Annotated in this window: 20 protein-coding genes and 1 riboswitch; of the genes, 11 read left to right on the top strand and 9 right to left on the bottom strand. The window is 60.0% G+C overall.

Annotated features, from left to right (window positions below):
- Positions 1-545: 545 nt before the first annotated feature.
- Together K0U62_07140 and K0U62_07135 are read left to right on the top strand one after the other, a co-directional pair.
- The gene (locus K0U62_07140; protein MCH9801288.1) at positions 546-2,120 is read left to right on the top strand and encodes a S8 family serine peptidase; all 1,575 of its coding nucleotides are present in this window, start codon (positions 546-548) and stop codon (positions 2,118-2,120) included.
- A gap of 149 nt (positions 2,121-2,269) precedes the next feature.
- A complete protein-coding gene (locus K0U62_07135) occupies positions 2,270-2,428 on the top strand; it encodes a hypothetical protein (protein MCH9801287.1) in 159 nt (52 codons plus the stop codon).
- 38 nt (positions 2,429-2,466) lie between these two features.
- On the opposite strand, the gene pstB is transcribed toward K0U62_07135, so the two are convergent.
- The 4 genes from pstB to pstS all read right to left on the bottom strand — a co-directional run bounded on the left by pstB (position 2,467) and on the right by pstS (position 6,403).
- Positions 2,467-3,243, bottom strand: a complete 777-nt coding sequence (gene pstB / locus K0U62_07130) for a phosphate ABC transporter ATP-binding protein PstB (protein MCH9801286.1) — start codon at positions 3,241-3,243, stop codon at positions 2,467-2,469.
- 8 nt (positions 3,244-3,251) lie between these two features.
- Positions 3,252-4,160, bottom strand: a complete 909-nt coding sequence (gene pstA, locus K0U62_07125; protein MCH9801285.1) for a phosphate ABC transporter permease PstA — start codon at positions 4,158-4,160, stop codon at positions 3,252-3,254.
- Positions 4,157-5,131: a phosphate ABC transporter permease subunit PstC gene (gene pstC, locus K0U62_07120; protein ID MCH9801284.1), complete on the bottom strand. Its 975-nt coding sequence runs from the start codon at positions 5,129-5,131 to the stop codon at positions 4,157-4,159. Before pstC ends, pstA begins: the two co-directional genes overlap by 4 nt.
- A gap of 177 nt (positions 5,132-5,308) precedes the next feature.
- Positions 5,309-6,403, bottom strand: a complete 1,095-nt coding sequence (pstS, locus tag K0U62_07115) for a phosphate ABC transporter substrate-binding protein PstS (GenBank protein MCH9801283.1) — start codon at positions 6,401-6,403, stop codon at positions 5,309-5,311.
- A 231-nt stretch (positions 6,404-6,634) separates the two neighbouring features.
- Between pstS and K0U62_07110 the strand changes: the two genes are divergently transcribed.
- On the top strand, positions 6,635-7,258 hold the full coding sequence (locus K0U62_07110) for a DM13 domain-containing protein (protein ID MCH9801282.1): 624 nt from the start codon (positions 6,635-6,637) through the stop codon (positions 7,256-7,258).
- Between the two features lie 27 nt (positions 7,259-7,285).
- Here K0U62_07110 and K0U62_07105 read toward each other — a convergent pair whose 3' ends face one another.
- A complete protein-coding gene (locus K0U62_07105) occupies positions 7,286-8,044 on the bottom strand; it encodes a class I SAM-dependent methyltransferase (protein ID MCH9801281.1) in 759 nt (252 codons plus the stop codon).
- A 107-nt stretch (positions 8,045-8,151) separates the two neighbouring features.
- On the opposite strand from K0U62_07105, the gene K0U62_07100 reads away from it, so the two are divergent.
- The 3 genes from K0U62_07100 to K0U62_07090 all read left to right on the top strand — a co-directional run bounded on the left by K0U62_07100 (position 8,152) and on the right by K0U62_07090 (position 9,984).
- Positions 8,152-8,562, top strand: a complete 411-nt coding sequence (locus K0U62_07100; GenBank protein ID MCH9801280.1) for a hypothetical protein — start codon at positions 8,152-8,154, stop codon at positions 8,560-8,562.
- Between the two features lie 78 nt (positions 8,563-8,640).
- Entirely contained in the window at positions 8,641-9,396 is a 756-nt protein-coding gene (locus K0U62_07095; GenBank protein ID MCH9801279.1) for a CPBP family intramembrane metalloprotease, read from the top strand.
- Between the two features lie 312 nt (positions 9,397-9,708).
- Positions 9,709-9,984, top strand: coding sequence for a DUF3263 domain-containing protein (locus tag K0U62_07090; protein ID MCH9801278.1), 276 nt, complete (start codon positions 9,709-9,711; stop codon positions 9,982-9,984).
- A 38-nt stretch (positions 9,985-10,022) separates the two neighbouring features.
- Here the strand turns inward: K0U62_07090 and K0U62_07085 are convergent, their stop codons facing one another.
- Positions 10,023-10,988, bottom strand: coding sequence for a glucosyl-3-phosphoglycerate synthase (locus K0U62_07085; GenBank protein ID MCH9801277.1), 966 nt, complete (start codon positions 10,986-10,988; stop codon positions 10,023-10,025).
- 105 nt (positions 10,989-11,093) lie between these two features.
- A riboswitch (SAM riboswitch) is annotated at positions 11,094-11,190 on the top strand.
- A 6-nt stretch (positions 11,191-11,196) separates the two neighbouring features.
- Between K0U62_07085 and thrC the strand changes: the two genes are divergently transcribed.
- On the top strand, positions 11,197-12,474 hold the full coding sequence (gene thrC / locus K0U62_07080; protein MCH9801276.1) for a threonine synthase: 1,278 nt from the start codon (positions 11,197-11,199) through the stop codon (positions 12,472-12,474).
- Between the two features lie 72 nt (positions 12,475-12,546).
- Positions 12,547-12,831, top strand: coding sequence for a MoaD/ThiS family protein (locus K0U62_07075; GenBank protein MCH9801275.1), 285 nt, complete (start codon positions 12,547-12,549; stop codon positions 12,829-12,831).
- Positions 12,832-12,883: 52 nt separating this feature from the next.
- On the opposite strand, the gene K0U62_07070 is transcribed toward K0U62_07075, so the two are convergent.
- On the bottom strand, positions 12,884-13,144 hold the full coding sequence (locus K0U62_07070; protein ID MCH9801274.1) for a hypothetical protein: 261 nt from the start codon (positions 13,142-13,144) through the stop codon (positions 12,884-12,886).
- A 537-nt stretch (positions 13,145-13,681) separates the two neighbouring features.
- Between K0U62_07070 and groL the strand changes: the two genes are divergently transcribed.
- From groL to K0U62_07055, 3 genes are all read left to right on the top strand, one after another.
- Complete coding sequence (gene groL, locus K0U62_07065) at positions 13,682-15,319, top strand: chaperonin GroEL (protein MCH9801273.1); 1,638 nt, start codon at positions 13,682-13,684, stop codon at positions 15,317-15,319.
- Between the two features lie 121 nt (positions 15,320-15,440).
- Positions 15,441-17,612: a helicase-associated domain-containing protein gene (locus K0U62_07060; protein ID MCH9801272.1), complete on the top strand. Its 2,172-nt coding sequence runs from the start codon at positions 15,441-15,443 to the stop codon at positions 17,610-17,612.
- 59 nt (positions 17,613-17,671) lie between these two features.
- The gene (locus K0U62_07055; protein ID MCH9801271.1) at positions 17,672-19,315 is read left to right on the top strand and encodes a DEAD/DEAH box helicase; all 1,644 of its coding nucleotides are present in this window, start codon (positions 17,672-17,674) and stop codon (positions 19,313-19,315) included.
- Between the two features lie 71 nt (positions 19,316-19,386).
- Here the strand turns inward: K0U62_07055 and K0U62_07050 are convergent, their stop codons facing one another.
- Both K0U62_07050 and K0U62_07045 read right to left on the bottom strand, forming a co-directional pair.
- Entirely contained in the window at positions 19,387-19,665 is a 279-nt protein-coding gene (locus K0U62_07050; GenBank protein ID MCH9801270.1) for a DUF2516 family protein, read from the bottom strand.
- Positions 19,666-19,852: 187 nt separating this feature from the next.
- The coding region (locus K0U62_07045; GenBank protein MCH9801269.1) for a hypothetical protein at positions 19,853-20,353 on the bottom strand (501 nt) is incomplete at its 5' end.

Genomic DNA, 20,353 nt, shown 5'->3' with positions numbered 1-20,353 from the left:
GTGACGCGCTCAAGTCTGCCAATGGGAACCCACACCGATGGCAGGAAGTTGCACCGACCCCCAGCGCTGACTTACAGAAAGGGCAGGGTCGGACCGTATCCTTAGTCCTTGGCCAAGCCGCCATCATCCACCCCCTCGGTCCTATAACTATCTCCTTCTCCAGTGTGGCTCTGGGTGCATCCCGTAGGCAAACCCCTTGCTGTCTGCTGCATCACATCCAGCGCGTTCGGTGACCATTGACCTAATCGACACGTACCCGCCCAACTAGATCTATTGGGCTAGCAAGCAAGACTGAATCACGGGGCAGCTCAGCCATCACTATCTCGGCACCGAGGGTGAGGCTGCGGAGAGAACTTGAGAGGTGGCCGCCCTCAAGCGGGAGACGCTCAACCGACTGGTGGTATAGCCTGAGCGATGTACCCAAGGCACCCGTTATGTCCACGGCACCCGTTGTGCCCACGGCACCGGTAGTCGCATTTGTTCTGGCTCGAGGACCGCCAGGCAGGTAGTACTCGTCGCGGTAGCCACTGGCTGGATCGGGGTGGATGTTGTCAGAGTCGCTCAGCTGGAAAATCCTGTTTCCGACCGCTCTCATCGGTCTTGGATTGTTGGCGCCACATGCGGTGGCCGCTCCCGTTCCTCCGACCGAATCAGCCACCTTCAGCGGGGACATTGGCACGGGCGAAAAGAATGGAAGCGGCCGGGTTCTTGGTGATAGCCAAGGAAGTTTCCTCGTGAAGTTCGCCGGATTCGCCAACGGATCAACGCGCAGCATACTGCGCCGAGCTGGCGCCCGGCTGGCTAAGGAAGATATTGCTGGCGTGCGGGGTCCGATCTTCAACGGCGCAGCCGTCGACCTCAACAGCAAACAACTCCAGCGGCTTCGCAAGTCTCCGCTGATTCGAAAGGTTGAGCGCAACCACACCATTACCGCCTCCACGCCATCCGCGACCACAGCAACAACAGCCACCCCATATTGGAATCTCAGCCGGATCAACCAACGTTCACTGCCGCTGGATGGGATCTTTGATCCGGTCGGCACGGGCGCGGGTGTGCATGTCTATGTGGTTGATTCCGGGGTCAACGTCAACCTGCCGGAGTTTGCTGGCCGCGTCGGCCAGGGTGTCTACCTACCCACTGTCGCGAACTCCGCCTATGACTGTCAGGGGCACGGTACCCATGTGGCAGGCACCGCACTCTCCACAACGTATGGGGTTGCGAAACAGGCCATCGTTCATTCGGTGAGAGTCTTGAACTGTGCTGGTCAAGGCCAAAGCTCCGGACTGCTCCTGGCGCTGAACTGGATCGCGGAGAACGTGGAACGTCCGGCGATCATCAACGCGAGTTTTGGTGGCCCGACAAGTGACCTAATGGATGCGGCCATCGCAGAAACGGTTTCCCGCGGGATCCTGACGGTAGCGGCCGCCGGAAACGACACTGCCAATGCCTGCACCCAATCACCCGCGAGCGAGCCAGCAGTGATCACGGTCGGCGCCACCGATCCCAGAGATCGGCAAGCCGGATTTTCCAACTACGGTTCATGTCTGGACACTTGGGCTCCGGGTGTTGGGATTTCTTCGGTGGGGTTGCTGGGGCAGGAGAACGTCCTCTCCGGAACCTCCATGGCAGCGCCAGCAGTCAGCGGAGTGGCCGCTGTGTTGTGGAGCCTCTATCCCACCGCAGACGCTGCGGATATCACCAATCTCGTAGCCAAGTCCGCGACCACCGGAACGCTGTCTTTGAGTAAACCGGGCAGCCCGAACCGGCTGGCATATATCGAGCGACAGGTGCCGGTATTGCCGTATCAGACACCGGGGAAAGTTCGGAAACTGAAGTCAGGCAAAACCACTTCCAACAGCGCGACCGCAACGTGGAAAGTTCCCAAGAGCGATGGCGGCACGAAAATCACCAAGTACCAAACCAGAATCAAGCTAGGCGGCAAGTGGCAGGGCTGGCAAGCGAAGAAGGCCAAGAAACTCAAGTCCAGCAAGAAGAACCATTACAAGTGGACCTGGTCAAAACTCAAATCCGGCAAGAAATACCCAGTAGAAGTGCGGGCGAGGAACACTTTCGGTTACGGCCCCAAGGTCAAGCTTTCACTGCGAACCGACAAGAACTAATCCAGGCGGACCGCCACCACAGATTTAGCGACGCAGATCGAACTCTTTCAATATGTCCGAGATGCCTGATTGTGACGATTCATCGATCTGCTATTCACTTTTTGTTAACCTTGAAGTACCCTAGAGTTACCTATTCTTCGAGGTGAACCATGAGTTCCATTCTGACCTACCTGCATCGGCAGTTCAGTGGTGACGAGAATGATCGTCGACCACGGCTTTTCCGCCGGATTCTTCCCACCTCATACGCCACCGCACAGCCACTCAACGGCACGCAAATGGCCCGACTACACATCCATACTTTTCACTGACGACGACTGCCTCGCGAGCCGCCACACCTTCCGGCGAACTAGCCGAATCTGCCAGTAATGTAATCCTCGGTGGCCTTTTCAGTCGGAGTACTGAATATCTTTTCAGTCGTCCCCATCTCAATGAGATGACCCGGTTCTCCCACCGCTGACAGCGTGAAGAACGCTGTGGTGTCACTAACCCGACTAGCCTGCTGCATGTTGTGGGTCACGATCACCACGGTGTATTCCCGCTTGAGATTCATGATCAAATCCTCAATGGCTAGCGTAGAAATCGGATCTAGGGCTGAGCACGGCTCATCCATCAGCAAAACGTCCGGCTTCACCGCAATCGCTCGGGCAATACAGAGTCGTTGCTGCTGACCGCCAGACAGGCCAGCCCCGGGACGATCGAGGCGATCCTTCACCTCATCCCACAGATTCGCGCTGCGCAACGCCTCCTCCGCGGTATCGCGCAGCACCTGTTTACTCTTGATGCCATTCAGTTTCAGACCCGCCACGACATTCTCGAAAATGCTCATAGTGGGGAAGGGATTGGGACGTTGGAATACCATCCCCACATCACGACGTACCGCTACTGGATCTACCTCTTCATCGAGAATGTTGACCCCATTCATCTCGATGCGACCCTCAACCCGGCCACCGGGGATAGTTTCAATCATCCGGTTGAGCGAGCGGATGAAGGTGGTTTTGCCGCAACCGGAGGGTCCGATGAAGGCGGTGACTGCGTTCTTGGCGATGTGCATCGATACGCCTTCGACAGCGAGGAATTTGCCGTAGTAGACGTTGACGTTTGTTGCCTCGATGGTTTTCGACATTGTTTTCGCTACCTCTTGATTCCACTGAAGCGGCTGATGAATCTGGCTCCGATATTGAGCAGCATCACTATCAGGATAAGGGTGAGCGCGGCTGCCCAAGCCCGCTCTTGGCCGGGGGGCAGCGGATTGCCGCGTTCAACATTGATCATCAGCGGCAGTGCCGCCTGCTCGCCTTGGAAAGGATTAGGGTTGAGTGAAGCGGTGTAGCCGACCAGAATCAGCAACGGAGCGGTCTCTCCCATAATTCGGGCGATACCCAACATGATCGTCGTAATGATTCCGCTCATGGCGGTGGGAAGCACCACTTTGGTGATGGTCTTGTACCGCGACACTCCGAGCGCGTAGGAAGCTTCGCGCAATTCGTTGGGAACGATCCGCAGCATCTCCTCAGTGCCACGCACTACCACCGGGACCATCAATAGCGCCAGCGCCAGTGACACCAGTAAGCCCATCCGGTTGAAACCGAGGGTGGTGATGAAAAGCGCGTAGATGAAAAGTCCGGAAACGATCGAGGGAATACCGGTCAACACATCAGTCATGAAAGATGCCGGCTTCACGAACGGCTTGTCGTGATACTCCACCAAGTAGATTCCCGCCAGCACCCCTACTGGCACCGCAATGAGCGTGGCGATTCCCGCTTGCATCAAGGTGCCCTGGATCGCCGCCGCGGCACCGCCGCCGTAGTCGTTGGGACCCACATTGCGCATGGAGGTGGTCCACCACTCGGGGGTAATCACCAACGAGATACCTCGGCTTATGGTGATCCACAGCACCCAGACCAGCGGGATGATCGCAAGCAAGAAAGCGCAGAAGACCACGACGCGCATCATGCGGTCGACCAATCGTCGACGGCCGGTAACCGGGGTCAACGAGGAGGGAGACTCCGGACTGTTCCGTTGCTGCGCAGTGGTGCTCATTCGGTGAAGTCCTTGCGCTTGGCGATGATGGATCGCGCGATGGCGTTCACGATGAAGGTCATCACGAACAGCACCAGACCAGCTGCGATGTAGGCGCCAGTCTTTTCTGGTGAGTCGAACTCAGCCGCGTTGTTGGCGATTTTGGACGCGAAGGTTTCACCACCAGCAAAGATCGATGGATTGAACTCACTCCCCGGTGCCGGCTTGGAGAGGATGATGACAACCGCCATAGTTTCACCCAGTGCTCGACCGAGGCCCAACATGGATGCGGAGATCACGCCCGGGCGGCCGAAGGGCAACACCGTGGTACGCACCATTTCCCATTTGGTGGCACCGAGCGCGAGTGCCGCTTCCTTGTGCAGCAAGGGCGTCTGGTCATAGACCTCGCGACTGATCGCCGTGATGATCGGCAGGATCATGATCGCAAGTACCAAACCGATGGAGTACACCGTCCCCGGTGAGGTCAGCCCAGGAGCGAACAGCGGGAACCAGCCAACGGTTTCACTCAGCCAGTCGCCGAACGGCTTCATCGCCGGCGCGAAGACTTGAATGCCCCACAGGCCATAGACGATGGAGGGAACCGCAGCAAGCAGATCGACCAGGGAAGCTATCGGCTTGGCGATTTGTCGCGGTGCGTACTGCGTAATGAAGATGGCAATGCCAATGGCGATAGGTACCGCGATCACCATGGCCATAACCGAACTGAGGATCGTGGTCCAGGCTAGGTCCAGGATGCCAAAACGAAGATCATCTGGATTTTGGACATTCCATTCCCGCGAGGTCAAGAAGGGAACCTGATCCGCCAGAATCGAGGGAATTGCCTGCCATAACAGGAAGACACCTACCGCAACGACGGTAGCGATGACCAGGATTCCCGAGCCGCTCGCCAAGAACCCAATGACTCGGTCTCCAGTACGACCGGTCTGCCTGAGCAGAACGTCGTCCGGGTCTTGGTCAGTCGTCGTGCTCATTGGTCCTCGTGGTTGTTTGTAAAAGGGGGCTAGGCGCTGCTAGAGCGAGCCTAAACCCGATAGGGCTGGTGGTTCAGCAAGCCGAACAATATTTTGTGACTGTTGTTACTTTGCCGCTCACAACAGTGATGTCCCGGACGGGATCGCGGTGGGGCGATCCCGTCCGGGACAACGAACCTACTGCAAGGCAGCCACTGCGGTGCGCACCTTATCGGCGACCGTGGGCGGCAGGGCAGCGTAGCCCAGTGCGTCCAACACACTCTGACCATCGTCGGATGCGGTGTAGGTCAAGAAGGCCTTAACCCGCTTGGAATCCTCTTCGCTCAATCCGGCAGAGCAGGCGATCTCGTAGGTCACCAGCACGATCGGGTATGCGCCCGGTTCGGAGGTGCTGTAGTCAATCTCCATCTCGATATCGTTGCCAGAACCTACGACCTCGCTAGCGTCGAGTGTCTTGCCAGCGCTCTCGCCGGAGAGCACGACCGGACCAGAGCCGTTATCGATTTCGGCGATACCCAGACCGCCGTCGCGAGCGTAGGACCACTCCACGTAGGTAATGGAGTTGTTGTTCTGAACCGTGGCGGTTTGCACACCAGCGGACTTTTCCTTGCCCTCGCCGGTCCCGGTCCAGCTCTTGCTGGGTTCATCCGGCCAAGCCTTCGGTGCCGCCGCATTCAGGTACTGAGCAAAGTTTTGCGTGGTACCTGACTCATCGGAACGGTAGAACACCGTGATCGGGGCGTCAGGTAGCGAGGCTCCCGCGTTGAGATCGGCAATAGCTGGATCGTTCCACTTCTTGATCTTTCCGGAGAAGATATCCGCGGTTACCTCGGAATTCAGCACCAACTTGTCGAGACCCTCGACGTTGTATGCAACGGCAACTGGTCCAACCACCATCGGTAGGTTCCATGCGTCGTTACCTTCGCAGCGCTCTTTCGCATCAGCAACTTCGCTGTCTTCAGCGTCCAAAGCCGAGTCAGAGCCAGCAAACGCCACCTGACCAGCAAGGAACTGCTGAATGCCAGCACCCGAGCCAGTGGGGTTGTAGTTGACCGTGGCGTCGGGGCAAGCCAGTTGGTACTGCTTAATCCACTCGGTCATTGCGTTGCCCTGGGCCGACGAGCCCTCGGAGCTTAGCGTGCCGCTGGCACAATCAATATCTAGTGTCGAGCCGCCATCAGCGTCCGTTGAGCCGCTCTCTGAACATGCTGAGAGTGCCAGGATTCCGGCTGCTGCTAGGACAGTCGCCCGAGCAAATGGGGTGATCTTCACCCTTACCTCCAAATGTGTAAATCAGATCTCTTGATCGATACCGAGAGCGTAGGAGAAGCCAACCCAACACCAACATCTGAAAAGGTGAACTGCGGACGAACGATCAACGAAGAAACAGTGCTCAGGTAGTGACCGAACCCAACGCCACCAAATCCTCGCACGCAGTTTCCCTACACGTCGCCTGACGTTGTCTTCACCGCAACTACTTCGACGGGTACCGTGGAAGTGGTGATGGAGGAAATCGTGGACGAGCAGGATCCTGGCGATATCGGAACCACTGAAACTGCCAACCAGAACTACAGTTGGCGCGACACTTGGCTCCGGCCGATAGTCATCGCACCAATCGTCATCTTCCTTATCGCTGGTCTCGCGGCGGGTGCGTGGCTGTTTCAGCCCTGGAAACTCTTCGTAGATGACGTAGTTGATGAGGCTGCACCCACGTCGCAAACCACTTCTCCGAATCCTACGAGTAGCGCAGCCCCCGAACCCGAGCCAGCACCAAAAGTTGTTGCGAAGGGCAAGTTCATTAGCCACGAACACCAGACCACCGGCACGGCCAAGGTTGTGGAACTCCCCGACGGTGATCGGGTCCTGCGGTTGGAGAATTTTGAAACGAGCAATGGCCCGGATCTAAAGGTGTGGCTAGCGGCTGCCCCAGTCGTCCCTGGCACCGACGGCTGGTTCGTATTCGATGACGATGAACATGTCGACCTCGGACCACTCAAGGGCAACATCGGCAATCAGAACTACAAGATCCCGACAAAAGTGGACCTCGATCAACTCAGCAGCGTGTCCATCTGGTGCGATCGGTTCAGCGTCTCCTTCGGCGCCGCAGAACTTTCGGCAACTACCTAGCAGCACGCCACCGCGACCAAGTCGGCATCACCGGCGTTGCGCGACGACCCGTAGTAGCGGAACCGGTAGTTCGGTCCCTATCCGCAGTCTGCACAGACTAGCTACCGCTCGATCCTTGGCGGCCTGGCTGCGGCCAGGGGTATACAGCGCTGACACCGCCAAGGCCGCATCGGCGGGCTGCAGCAATCGGAAACCAAACCTTTCCCGGGCAACATCCGTCACCACTAGTCCCGCTTCCGCCAACTCACGGCGAATCCGGCTGACCGACACTACCTGCGGCATCGCGCCAGGTCCGCGTAACGGAATACTGAGCCGCACTAGAGGTTCGATATCTGAGATTCGTAGTGGCCAGGGCGTGGGCAGCATCATTGCCAGTACTCCACTTGGGCGCAGCACCCGCGCGATCTCGGCCATCACCAGGTCCAGCCGTTCTGCCAACATCAGCGCCATGGAGGACACCACCACGTCTACCGCTCCCGACCCGACCGGCAAGTGACTCATGTCTGCCGCAACAGCCACCCGTCGCCCGATGCTGCGACCACGTTGCAACTCGGCCGGACTGCGATCAATGCCGAGGTAGCGAGTTGTCACAGGCAGCGTTGGGCGCAGCGGCATGCTTCCGGCCCCCAAATCCACCACGGTGGTGGGCGCGACTGGCAGTGCCTCGATCAACCATTGATACGGATTGCGATTGGCCCCATTGCTACTCCGCGCTAGCACTCGCTCAGTAATTCCGGGGTGATCGTGGTGATACCGCGTTAGATATCGCTGCCAATCCACTGCCATGTCCACACCTTCTCAGAGCAGGTTTTCCGGTCGGCGAACCCATCGAAGCTATTGGCAACTATGCTCAGGACAACTGTCCACGACAAACCACTCATTTGGAGTGCGCAATGACGCTGAAGAATCGCTTTCAACTTGCCTCGGCCGCTGGCCTGGTAATCATCATGGCGCTTTCTGGCTGTTCCAGCAGCGACTCCGCGGAGTCAACCGATTCGGCTGACTCAACGCCAACCTTCGCCCCGGAGGCCGAGGGCGAGATCGACACTGGTGACGGCACCAGTGGTGCGAGTACATCTGCTGATGAGTATTGCCAGCAGGTTAGTGAATCCGTACAGGAATACCGGGATTTTCTCGACAATCCAAACGACGCCGGTAAGGCGGAGGAACTCGTCCAACGCAGTCAAGAACTCAGTGAGGTCGCTCTCGAGATTGCTGGTAACCCCAACCTCTCCGAGGCGGAACGAGATCAGATCGACACCTGCACTGAGGAACTGGTCAACGCTCGCGTCGGCGGCGAGTAGCCACAGCTCAAGATCGGGAACCCACAACTCACCACGTCTACGGGCGGTGACATCCGCCCCCTGTCCTTAGGAGGTTCTGTGCTCGACGAGTGGCTGACCTCTTGGGGTGTTCAACTGCCCCAGATCGAAACCGGGCTGCCCATCTGGCCGGTCATTGCGGTCGTCGTGCTGATGTTGATGATCAACGTCGCTGCAAACAAAGCCATTCAGAGCTATTACCTGTTCTGGACGCTGGGCGGGTCCGTAGTCGTACTCGCGCTGGGACTGTTGGACGGTTGCACCTGGGGAGATCTTGGTCTCGCGCCCAATACATGGATCTCCGGTGCCATTTGGGGCGCTGGCCTGATGGCGATCGTTTTCGCGGTCTACGCGATCGGATCAATCTGGCGGCGCACTCGCGAGGCTTTCCGGGACAACAACATTGCGGGACTGTCGTTGCCACGCTTGTTCTGGCAGGCACTCGTCGAACTGCCATTCGGAACTGTGTTGTTTGAGGAGATTGCCTTTCGGGCGGTGCTCTGGGCGATGCTGGCCCGCCGCTATGGCGTCGGCTGGGCCACGGTGTTGTCAGCGCTGCTCTTTGGTTTGTGGCACATCCTGCCCTCGCTGGACCTCCATCTGCGGAACCAGCGCATCGGTGAAGTGGGTGGCAACCGGGCCCGCATCATCGCCATCGTGGGATCAGTCATCACCACCGCCATCGGCGGGTTCATCTTCTCGCTGCTACGGATCGGAACCGGCTCACTGCTGCCCCCCATGGGGCTGCACTGGTCTACCAACGGCTGGGGTTACCTCTTCGCTCGGCGGGTCTCTGGACGCGACCCGAAATCCTAATCTTCGGATATCCCCGTTCCCCGTTCCCCGTTCCCCGTTCCCCGTTCCCCGTTCCCCGTTCCCCGTTCCCCGTTCCCCGTTCCCCGTTCCCCGAACAGGCAAGGCGATAATCACCGACTGCCTGATTTTCTATCGGCGGGTGTCGCGCTAACGACGATGTCGGAGCCGCCCCTTAGTATGTAGATATCTCGCTGGTGGCGGGGTACGCCTCGAGATCGAGCGAAACTCGCAACCGCCATTAAGGCAACCGCGAAGACGCCAGACGAATCTCTGGAGAGATGGGGAAGACTGATGAGCACCACTACGGCAGTCATGGGTTCCGAAATCGTCGGGGCTGGTAGTGGAGCCGAACTCAGCGAACTGGAACTCCGGATTCTGGACTTCGAGCGAGGCTGGTGGCGTTTCGGGGGCGCGAAAGAAGATGCCATCCGCGAACAGTTCGATTTCAGTGCCACTCGGTACTACCAAACACTCAACCGACTCATCGACACCGAAGCGGCGTTGAACGCTGATCCAGTACTGGTGCGGCGGCTCCGGCGGCTCCGGCAGGCGCGGCAAGAAGCTCGGTCTGCGGGTCATCGCAGCTAGTCGCAAGCGCTCTTGCTCGTCGGGTAGTATCGACCCAACTACCGAGTTCGATCTCGGTAGGCACCCAACGAGCGCAATGGTGGCCGCTCACTAGTCTGAACGTTGTTCACAGAGAGACCGAATCCGGCTTCGTCATGGCTAAATGACGGCAGCGTGACCTGCTCGGGTGCGGCGTAGACCTTGCCCGCAGCATCGATTCTGGTGAGTGCCGCGTGCAGTACCTGCGCAGACATGCGCGATAGTTGGCTGGCATCTTGATGCTCGTGCTGCCGCTGGCCAAGGTCTACCTGAGCAATTCCCGCCAACCCGTACCGCTCGTAGGTATCGACCAGCACCCCTATCTCCACGCCGTAGCCACACGGGAAAGTCAGCGATTCCAGTAATGTGCGCCGAGCTGCGTACTCACCAGACAGCGGCTGAGCAACTCCGGCCAATTCCGGCCACAATGCATTGATCAACGGCCGAGCCATGATCTCGGTCACTCGACCACCACCCGCTGCTATTCGAGTCTGCTCAGTGATCAGCGGCCGATCGTAGACCGCCTTGACTAGTTGCACGTCATCGACCAGCAGCAGCGGCCCAAGTAATCCCATCACGTATTCCGCAGTGAAGGACCGCAGATCAGCATCGACAAAGACCACTAGGTCTCCCGAGGTTGCTGCTAGCCCCCGCCACATGGCCTCACCCTTGCCGTCCCGTGCAGGGATGTCGGGGAGTACCTCGTGAATACTGGCTACTCGCGCCCCAGCTGCGGCTGCCACCTCGGCCGTCTCGTCGACACTTCCCGAGTCCACAACGACGAGGGTGTCGACCAGCCCGCAGGTAGGTTGCATCAACTGCGCTCGCACCTCCGCGACGATCTTGCCAACTGTCGCGGCCTCATCTTGCGCGGGAAGAATGACATCGACCTTTTGATCTCCCTTGGCAGCAAGGAGATCAGTTAGCGGCCAATCAGCAGCAGCCGACGTGCGAGCGGCAAACCACTCACGCGCTTCAGCCTGCATGTGACAACCCTTCCAGCGATGGCAGCCCTTCATAATTAACTGCACTACTAGTACAGTGTCAGGCAGGCGTAGCGCTGATGCGCACCGCCCCACCACAACTAAACAGTCTCATCCAGAGGGGCAGAGGGAAACGGCCCGATGAAGCCCCGGCAACCGTCCTAGCGATTGGTGCCAAATCCGTCCCACCCGGGAAAGATGAGGGGTCTTCATGACAACTATCTCCACTGCACCTACTACCGAGGTATCCGCTGCCCCCAGTTTCGGGCAGGCCACCTCGCTTACCTGTCGCGAATGTGCGGCGCAATACCCATTGGGAGCGGCTTACGCCTGCATCGAGTGTTTCGGCCCGCTAGAAGTCTCGTACGACTTCGCTGGAATCACGCGAGAATCGATTGCGGCCGGTCCGCAGTCGCTGTGGCGATATTCGCAATTGCTGCCGGTAGCGCCCAACGCCAAGGACGAAGCAAACCTGGCTCCAGGCATGACAAAGCTAGTGAGAGCCGACAATCTGGCTGATCGACTAGGCATGACCGCCCCGCTGTGGGTCAAGGACGACAGCGGTAACCCGACGCACTCATTCAAGGACCGTGTGGTTGCGGTGGCGCAGTCCGCCGCACGCCGGCTGGGCTTTACTACGTTGGCGTGCGCTTCAACCGGCAACCTGGCCAATGCGGTGGCAGCCGCTGCGGCTCGTGCCGGACAGGACTCGGTAGTACTGATTCCCGCCAACCTGGAGGCGGGGAAGACGGTCACTACCGCCACCTACGGCGGCAAGCTACTGGCGGTTGAGGGTAACTACGACGACGTCAACCGGCTCTGTAGCGAACTCATCGGCGATCCGGTGACCGCTAACTGGGGGTTCGTGAACGTCAACTTGCGGCCCTACTACGCCGAAGGCTCCAAGACACTGGGATACGAGATCGCCGAGCAACTGGGCTGGCGGACCCCGGACCAGGTCGTCATTCCGGTGGCTTCCGGATCGCTACTGACCAAGGTCGACAAGTCGTGGCGGGAACTCACGAAATTGGGTCTCATCGAACAATCTCGCTATTGCGTCTTCGGAGCCCAAGCGAATGGCTGCAACCCCGTGGCCACGGCCTTTAGCGAAGGCGAACAGGTCGTGCGACCGGTGAAACCCAACACGATTGCCAAGAGTCTGGCAATTGGCAACCCTGCCGATGGCCCGTATGCGCTCGACGCCGTACGCCGTACTGGTGGGGCGATTGGAAGCGTGAGCGATCCAGCGATTGTTTCCGCTATCAAGTTGTTAGCCGAAACCGAAGGAATCTTTGCCGAGACCGCTGGCGGGGTCACGCTGGCTACCTTCCAGAGCCTGCTAGCGTCCGGCGCCGCGTCATCCGACGCTGAGACGGTACTTCTCAACACCGGTGACGGCCTCAAGACCTTAGACGCGGTGGCTGACTCCGTCGGTCCCACCGCCGTGATCGAACCCCGCGTCACCGAAGTACGAGAAGCCCTGAACTAGACCAGCAAGCAACAAACACAACCAACCAACACCCGGGCCGACTCTTGGCCCGGACAACCATTGGAGAAAACTATGGCCGTAACCGTTCGCATACCGACCATCCTGCGTACCTACACCGACGGAGCGGGAGAGTTGACCCTCGCTGATGCCGGTGCAACGCTTTCCAGCGCTCTTGATTCGCTGGAAGCAGCAGCCCCAGGCATCACCGCCCGCATCCTGGATGATTCCGGTGAACTGCGCCGCTTCGTCAACGTCTACGTGGATGACGAGGACGTGCGCTTCGCCGGCGGTCTAGCCACGCCACTGACTGAGACCGCGGCCATCGCGGTAATCCCAGCCGTCGCTGGTGGTTGCTGAACCGGCCCGCTGAGTCCAGCCCACTGGTGGCAGATCTGCCTGGCGGAAGTTTCTAGTCTTCCTGTATTAGGTGAATCGCCGCTTCTTCGGCGGATAGGTCACTGGTGTCGTGACTATCGGTCGCCAACGCCTCGGCGGTGACGTCGGGGTGAGCACCCTCGCCTTCCTCCACTAGTCGCCCGACGACGTTTTCTTCTGGGTGCCCGAAGGTCTCCACTGGGCCATCAGTGCCCAGGTCGGCCGAGATTTCGTTGTAGAGCTCCTGCACGACGTCATCGGCGGGATCTTCACGCTTCCCTTGGTGCCTACTCATCATGTCCTCCGCTCCGACGACGCAGCGCCCGGTTACATCACCTACTTTGATTCTGTCACGCCAGAACGCAGTTGGTGGGGCGAGTGCGCGAAGGACGCCCACGCGATTGACGCGAGCCGGTAGCGACCGTCCTTGGGGGGGCGACTCGGGGAAGACCGCAACCGGAGCTGTACTGCTGAGCGCCATAATTGGGCCATCAACCACCCTGCTCAGTGCAGCGGACGCGTGTCCGACCTTCGGCGCACCGGAATCGCTCTTTTCCGATCGATCTGTTGACTGTCCGAGCCGCGGTCGTTCATGGCGCGAATTCAGCGGCGAGCGAAGGATGACCGACCGTTGGCTTGTGCCGTTGATAGGGGCTTGCACTCACTGGGGTACAGTGCTAATCATGGTGTTAGCACTCGCACACCGCGAGTGCCACCTAACCGGATTGTCGTAGATTCGTGAGGCGCCTGGAAGGAAGGGCGTCTAGCGGGTCGCCTGTCGCGGGCGGCAAGCCGGATCCGTTCATATAGTTCTTTCGGAGGAACGCACCAGATGTCGAAAATGATCGCGTTCGACGAGGAAGCGCGCCGGTCACTCGAGCGGGGAATGAACACCCTTGCCGATGCCGTCCGGGTCACTTTGGGACCTAAGGGTCGCAACGTTGTCCTGGAGAAGAAGTGGGGCGCTCCCACGATCACCAATGATGGCGTGTCAATCGCCAAGGAAATTGAGCTCGAGGAGCCGTACGAGAAGATCGGCGCTGAGCTCGTCAAAGAGGTCGCCAAGAAGACTGATGATGTCGCTGGCGACGGAACCACTACCGCAACGGTGCTCGCACAGTCGCTAGTCCGCGAGGGCTTGCGCAACGTGGCCGCCGGAGCTAACCCGATGGGCCTGAAGCGTGGCATCGAGAAGGCTGTTGAAGCCGTCTCCGCCCAGCTGTTGGACATGGCTAAAGAGGTTGAAACCAAGGAGCAGATCGCCGCGACCGCCAGCATCTCAGCTGGCGACAACGAGGTTGGCCAGATCATCGCCGAGGCGATGGACAAGGTCGGCAAGGAAGGCGTCATCACCGTCGAGGAGAGCAACACCTTCGGGCTCGAACTGGAGCTCACCGAAGGTATGCGCTTCGACAAGGGCTTCACGTCGATGTACTTCGTCACCGATCCAGAGCGCATGGAGACCGAGCTTGAGGATCCGTACATCCTCATCGCCAACTCCAAGATCTCTTCGGTGAAGGACCTACTCCCACTGCTGGAGAAGGTCATGCAGACCGGCAAGTCGCTGGCCATCATCGCCGAAGATGTCGAAGGTGAAGCCCTCGCCACGCTGATCGTCAACAAGGTGCGCGGCACCTTTAAGTCGGTCGCGGTGAAGGCACCGGGCTTCGGCGATCGCCGCAAGGCCATGCTGCAGGACATTGCGATCCTCACCGGTGGTCAGGTGATCTCCGAGGAGATCGGCCTGAAGTTAGAGAGCGCGGACATCAGCATGCTGGGTCGTGCTCGCAAGGTGGTCGTCACCAAGGATGAAACCACCATCGTCGAGGGCTCCGGTGACGCTGAGCAGATCGCCGGTCGGGTCAATCAGATTCGGGCCGAGATCGACAACAGCGACTCCGACTATGACCGCGAGAAGCTGCAAGAGCGGCTGGCCAAGCTGGCCGGTGGCGTTGCCGTCATCAAGGCCGGCGCTGCAACTGAGGTTGAACTCAAGGAGCGCAAGCACCGCATTGAGGACGCAGTCCGCAACGCGAAAGCTGCCGTCGAAGAAGGCATTGTGCCGGGTGGTGGCGTCGCGCTGCTGCAGGCCGCGGCCGCTGTGTTCGAGAAGCTGGAGCTAGATGGCGATGAGGCCACTGGCGCCGCGCTCGTCAACACCGCTTCCGAATCACCGTTGAAGCAGATCGCCACCAACGCCGGTCTTGAGGGCGGCGTGGTCGTCGAACGAGTCCGCAACCTTGAGCCCGGCTACGGTCTCAACGCCGCGAACGGCGAGTACGTGGACTTGATCGACGCTGGGATCATCGATCCGGCGAAGGTCACGCGTTCCGCACTGCAGAATGCAGCATCTATTGCCGGCCTGTTCCTGACTACCGAAGCGGTAGTTGCGGACAAGCCTGAGCCCGCTCCTGCTATGCCTGCCGGCGATCCCGGTGGCATGGGCGGCATGGGTGGCATGGACTTTTAGTCCCGACACCCTACGAACGAAGGGCCCGCTCCCGCTGGGGAGTGGGCCCTTCGTCGTTCCCTGAACGTTCAGGGCCGGACACCTTGCTGCGTCGTCGCGGCGAGGGGAATATCGTCAAGGCATGTCCGTACCGCGCAGTTTGGCCGACGACCTACGTCGGCGCAGTGACGCAAGCATCGCCACCCTGCTGCAGTCGCGGCCTGATCTGCTTCAACCCATTCCGAAGTCCTTCGCCGACCTCGCGATGCGAGCTAATACCGCAGCAAGCGCGCTGCAGGCAATGGCCGACACTACTGCCGGCGAATTGGCAGTTCTCGAAGCAGCCTGTGCGCTAGCAGGAGCCGGCCGCTTTGATATCACCGACCTCAGCGCGGGTCTCGATCAAGTAGCAGCTGATTCCCAACTGGACATCATCGTGACGGCCCTCATACAGCGGGCGCTGCTCTGGGGCAGTACCGCAGACCTGCGCGTGCCCTCAGCCGTGCGCGAGATTGTCGGCAGAACACCCTGCGGCCTCGAGCCACGGGATCGAGGCCACGCTAGCGGCATTTCCCGGATTGCAGCAGAGCCGCAATGGTTACTGAACGAACTAGCCGCGGCGCCAGCCGAGGTGGCGGAGAAGATCCAACAGCTGGCTTGGCAGGTGCGACCGCTGCATCCAGACAGACCACTCGACCAAGCGGTGATCGACTGGCTAACTGAAAGAAAGCTACTTGCCGCCGACGACACCGGAGAACTCGTGCTGTCCCGTACCGTGGCGCTGGCAGTTCGGAACGGATTGCTGATCCAAGAGCCACCCTTGCATCCACCCACCTTCGCCGAGGAGGATTCCGGAGACGCGGTTGCGGATGCCGAACGTGATACCGGCCATGTGGCTGACCAGCTCCTTCGAGCCGTGGACCGTCTCGTAGATCTCACGACTCGACAACCCCTCACCCGACAGGCCAACGGCGCCTTGCGCAGTCGTGATTGGCAGGAGGCACTTATCGCCACTGATCTCGCAGCGGGCGACCTCGCGCTCGTCGTCTCGTTATGTTGGGAACTGGGCTGGCTAGATGACGACGGCTCACGTCAGCTACTGCCGACAACCTCTTTCCAGGATGCTGGCACACTCCCCCGCGAGCAGCGCTGGGCGGCGCTAGTGGTGGCTTGGCTGTCGTTGCCGCAGACTCCGAGTTCTGACCCAGCCGCTGTTTTGAGTCTGCGACCGGATCCAGCAGCGGAGACGCAACGCCGGCAGGTACTGCGCGCGGCTGTAGCGGTAGCCCCGCAACACACTCTGGAATGGCTAGCGTGGTCCCGGCCTCGTCATCCGATCGCGGCCACCGAGCTAGCAGCTGTCCTCAGCGAAGCCCGCATGCTTGGCCTAGTGACCGTTGCCGGAGCTAGTGCAGCGACTCAGCAACTACTGGTTGCTGCCGATCCGGTTGCGCTAGCGCCACTGATCGGATCCGCCCTCCCTGCACTATCTCCCGACTTGATTTTGCAGGCGGATCTCACGGCTACTGCCCTAGGTCCGCTGCCACGAGCGGTAGAGCGCCGACTGGCGGGATTAGCAGAAACCGAATCTAGCGGGGCGGGCGCGGTGGTCCGCTTTACTCCCGAATCGGTGCGGCGAGCCATCGGCGAAGGAGAAACTGCCCAGGAGGTTTTGGAGTGGCTCGCTGGATTATCCAAGACCCCGATTCCGCAGGCACTGGAAGTCCTCCTCACGGATACCGATCGGCAACGTGCCGCCATCTCGGTTGTTTCACTGGCCGCGGTCGTGCGTTGTGATGAGAAAGTCGCGGCCTCATTGGTCCAAGATCCAGCCTTGGCGGAATGTGGTCTGCAACTCCTCGCGCCCGGAGTACTGGGATCTCAGGTGCCGGCAGCCGAGTTAGTCCGCTTGATCAAACAACTTGGTCACGAAGTACTCGAGGACACTGGCAGCAGCGCTCCGTTGGCGGCCCCCGCCCGGGCAGCCTCAGGGAGCAGCGGGTCAATGCCAGATCCCCACCGGATCGTGAGTTCACTGCGTCGGGTCGAGCAGCGACATCATCCGGAACTTCACCCGCCCAACGATCTGCAGCCATTACCCGCCGCCGATCTGCGCGCGTTGTTCAACCGCGCTTCGTTGTCCCACGAGCAGCTGTGGCTCCGGTTTAGCGACGACGACGGCACACCGCAGACACACCTAGTTGAGCCGCTGGCAGTCTCCGACGGTGAAGTGTGCGCGTTCGATCTCACTAGCAGTGAGATCCGCGTGGTGCCCTTCGCCCGTGTCACGGCCGCCAGCACGCACGGTGGCTAGCACCTCGACCAAATCGGTACCGAAAGGTCGCTCGCGCGCCAATGAGGGACAATGGTTCGATGACCGATGGCCCGCTGATAGTCCAAAGCGACAAGACTCTGCTCCTCGAGGTTGACCACGAGCAGTTTGAGCAGTGCCGCAACGACATCGCCCCGTTCGCGGAACTAGAGCGATCCCCAGAGCACATCCACACCTATCGGATCACTGATCTCGGGCTCTGGAACGCCGGTGCCGCCAGCTACGACGCGGAGCAGGTTGTCGACGTACTGATTCGCTACAGCCGATTCCCAGTTGCCAACGGCTTGCTTGTGGACGTCGCGGAGACTATGGCCCGCTACGGCCGGATGACGCTGCAAAATCATCCAACTCACGGTCTCGTACTCTCCACAACTGAACCCGCGATCTTGACCGAGGTGTTGCGCAGCAAGAAGATGCAGCCGCTGGTCCGTGACCGACTGGACGACGAAACCGTTCGTATTCATCCCAGCGAGCGGGGTCGCCTAAAGCAGGTCCTGATCACATTGGGCTGGCCAGCGGAGGATTTGGCGGGATACGTCGACGGCGAACGTCACGAGATCGCTTTGGACGACCAAGAATGGGATTTGCGGGACTACCAGAGCCAAGCGGTAGCCGGCTTCCTTGCCGGTGGCTCCGGCGTTGTAGTGCTGCCCTGTGGCTCCGGTAAGACCATCGTCGGTGCGGCCGCTATGGCGGAGCTCAGCGCCACCACCTTGATTCTGGTGACCAACACCGTGGCCGCACGGCAATGGAAGGCCGAGTTGCTTCGCCGCACCTCGCTGACTGATGAGGAGATCGGCGAATACTCCGGCGCCCGCAAGGAAATTCGCCCAGTCACGATCGCCACCTACCAGGTACTGACTACCCGCCGCGGCGGCGAATACCAGCACTTGGATCTCTTTGATGCTCGCGACTGGGGTCTGATCGTCTACGACGAAGTCCACCTACTGCCGGCGCCGGTGTTCCGATTCACCGCAGACATTCAGGCTCGACGTCGACTCGGCCTCACTGCCACGCTGATTAGGGAGGACGGCCGCGAAAAGGACGTCTTCAGCCTGATCGGACCCAAGCGATACGACGCGCCCTGGCGGGAAATCGAGGCCCAGGGCTGGATTGCGCCCGCAGATTGCACCGAGGTGCGCGTCTCGCTGTCAGAGCACGATCGAACTCTTTATGCCACTGCTGAGTTCGAGGATCGCTACCGACTAGCCGCTCATGCCCCGGAAAAGATTCGGGTAGTCCGAGCGCTATTAGACCGCCACGCAGGCGAGCAGGTCTTAATCATCGGACAGTACTTGGATCAACTAGAACAGATTTCCAGCGATCTCGAGGTTCCGTTGGTCACCGGCAAGACTCCAGTCAAGGAGCGCGAGCGAATGTTTGGCGAGTTCCGCGAAGGTGAAATCCAAGTACTGGTGGTGTCGAAGGTCGCAAACTTTTCGGTGGACCTACCGGAAGCCACCGTCGCCATTCAGATTTCCGGAACTTTCGGCTCCCGCCAGGAGGAGGCGCAACGGCTAGGTCGAGTGCTGCGACCCAAATCAGACGGCCGTACCGCTCACTTCTACTCGATCGTGACCCGGGAAACCGTTGACGCCGAGTTCGCCGCCAAGCGACAGCGATTCCTAGCAGAACAGGGATATGCCTACGCAATCGTGGACGCTGACGACGTGCTGCTGGGTTAGCCGAGCACTTTGGGCTAACAGAGCCATACCGGCTCGCCGACCGGGATGGTCAGTGGGGAAGTCGCACCGTATTAGCGACTGATCTCGCCGACTTTCACCTTCACGTCGAAGAGATAGACCAGCGCGACAACGAGGCCGGCGATCCCAATGAGGTTAAGCGGGCCGACTGCCAGGCCCGTCAACGCTGCGATCCCGGTCAAAATGAGCCACAACAGCTTCGACTGGCGTCCCACTGCTGGGAATGCACGCTCGGACTGCCGTAGGCAGTCAACGAAGGCCCAGATCTTGATAATCGCAAACAGCCCAAAGAGCACCCAGTCAACGAGATTTTGCAGACCTGACAACAGCACGACGACCTACCTCCGATGCGAACCTACCTGATGGCAACGCCGCGGGACAGCCGACATTGCCACTGACATCAATCCTCGACGTCACTAATCGAACTCAACGACAGCGTCGGCGCACCGGTTGTCAGCATCGACTCCCTGGTCACCGGCAGCAGCGCAGCACTGCTGCGAAGCGCCGCAACCGAACGGATCAGATACCCGCGGCCTCACGAATCAATACGACCGACTTGGTCACCGATTCGCGCAGATCAACCACAATCTCTTGCGCCCGGTTCGGCGCGGCCATGACTGCGTCCTGGATATCGTCTAGCACCTGCACAACCTTTACCCGGACATCATCCCGGCTGGGTAGTTCCACCTCGGGCAACTCAATAGTGGGCAGATCAAGGCTCGGTAGCTCGAATGAAGGCAGTTCCCAGCTCGGCACCTGGAAATCAGACAGCCGCTCAAACCACACGCGAACGCCGCCCTCGACGGCGGCGATGCTCTTCGCGCTGCCACCGTTCTCGGCAGCAGTGGTCGACTGCTTCGCCTTCGGGGCAGCCTTGGCGCTGGTGGTGCGCTTGGCGGCGGGCTTCTTCGGGGCAGCCTTGGCGCTGGTGGTGCGCTTGGCGGCGGGCTTCTTCGGGGCAGCCTTGGCGCTGGTGGTGCGCTTGGCGGCGGGCTTCTTCGGAGCGGCCTTGGCGCTGGT

It is taken from the genome of Actinomycetes bacterium, assembly GCA_022599915.1.
Taxonomy (GTDB): domain Bacteria; phylum Actinomycetota; class Actinomycetes; order S36-B12.
The sequence above is the reverse complement of the archived record's forward strand: the minus strand, read 5'-3'. Positions and strand labels throughout refer to the sequence as shown.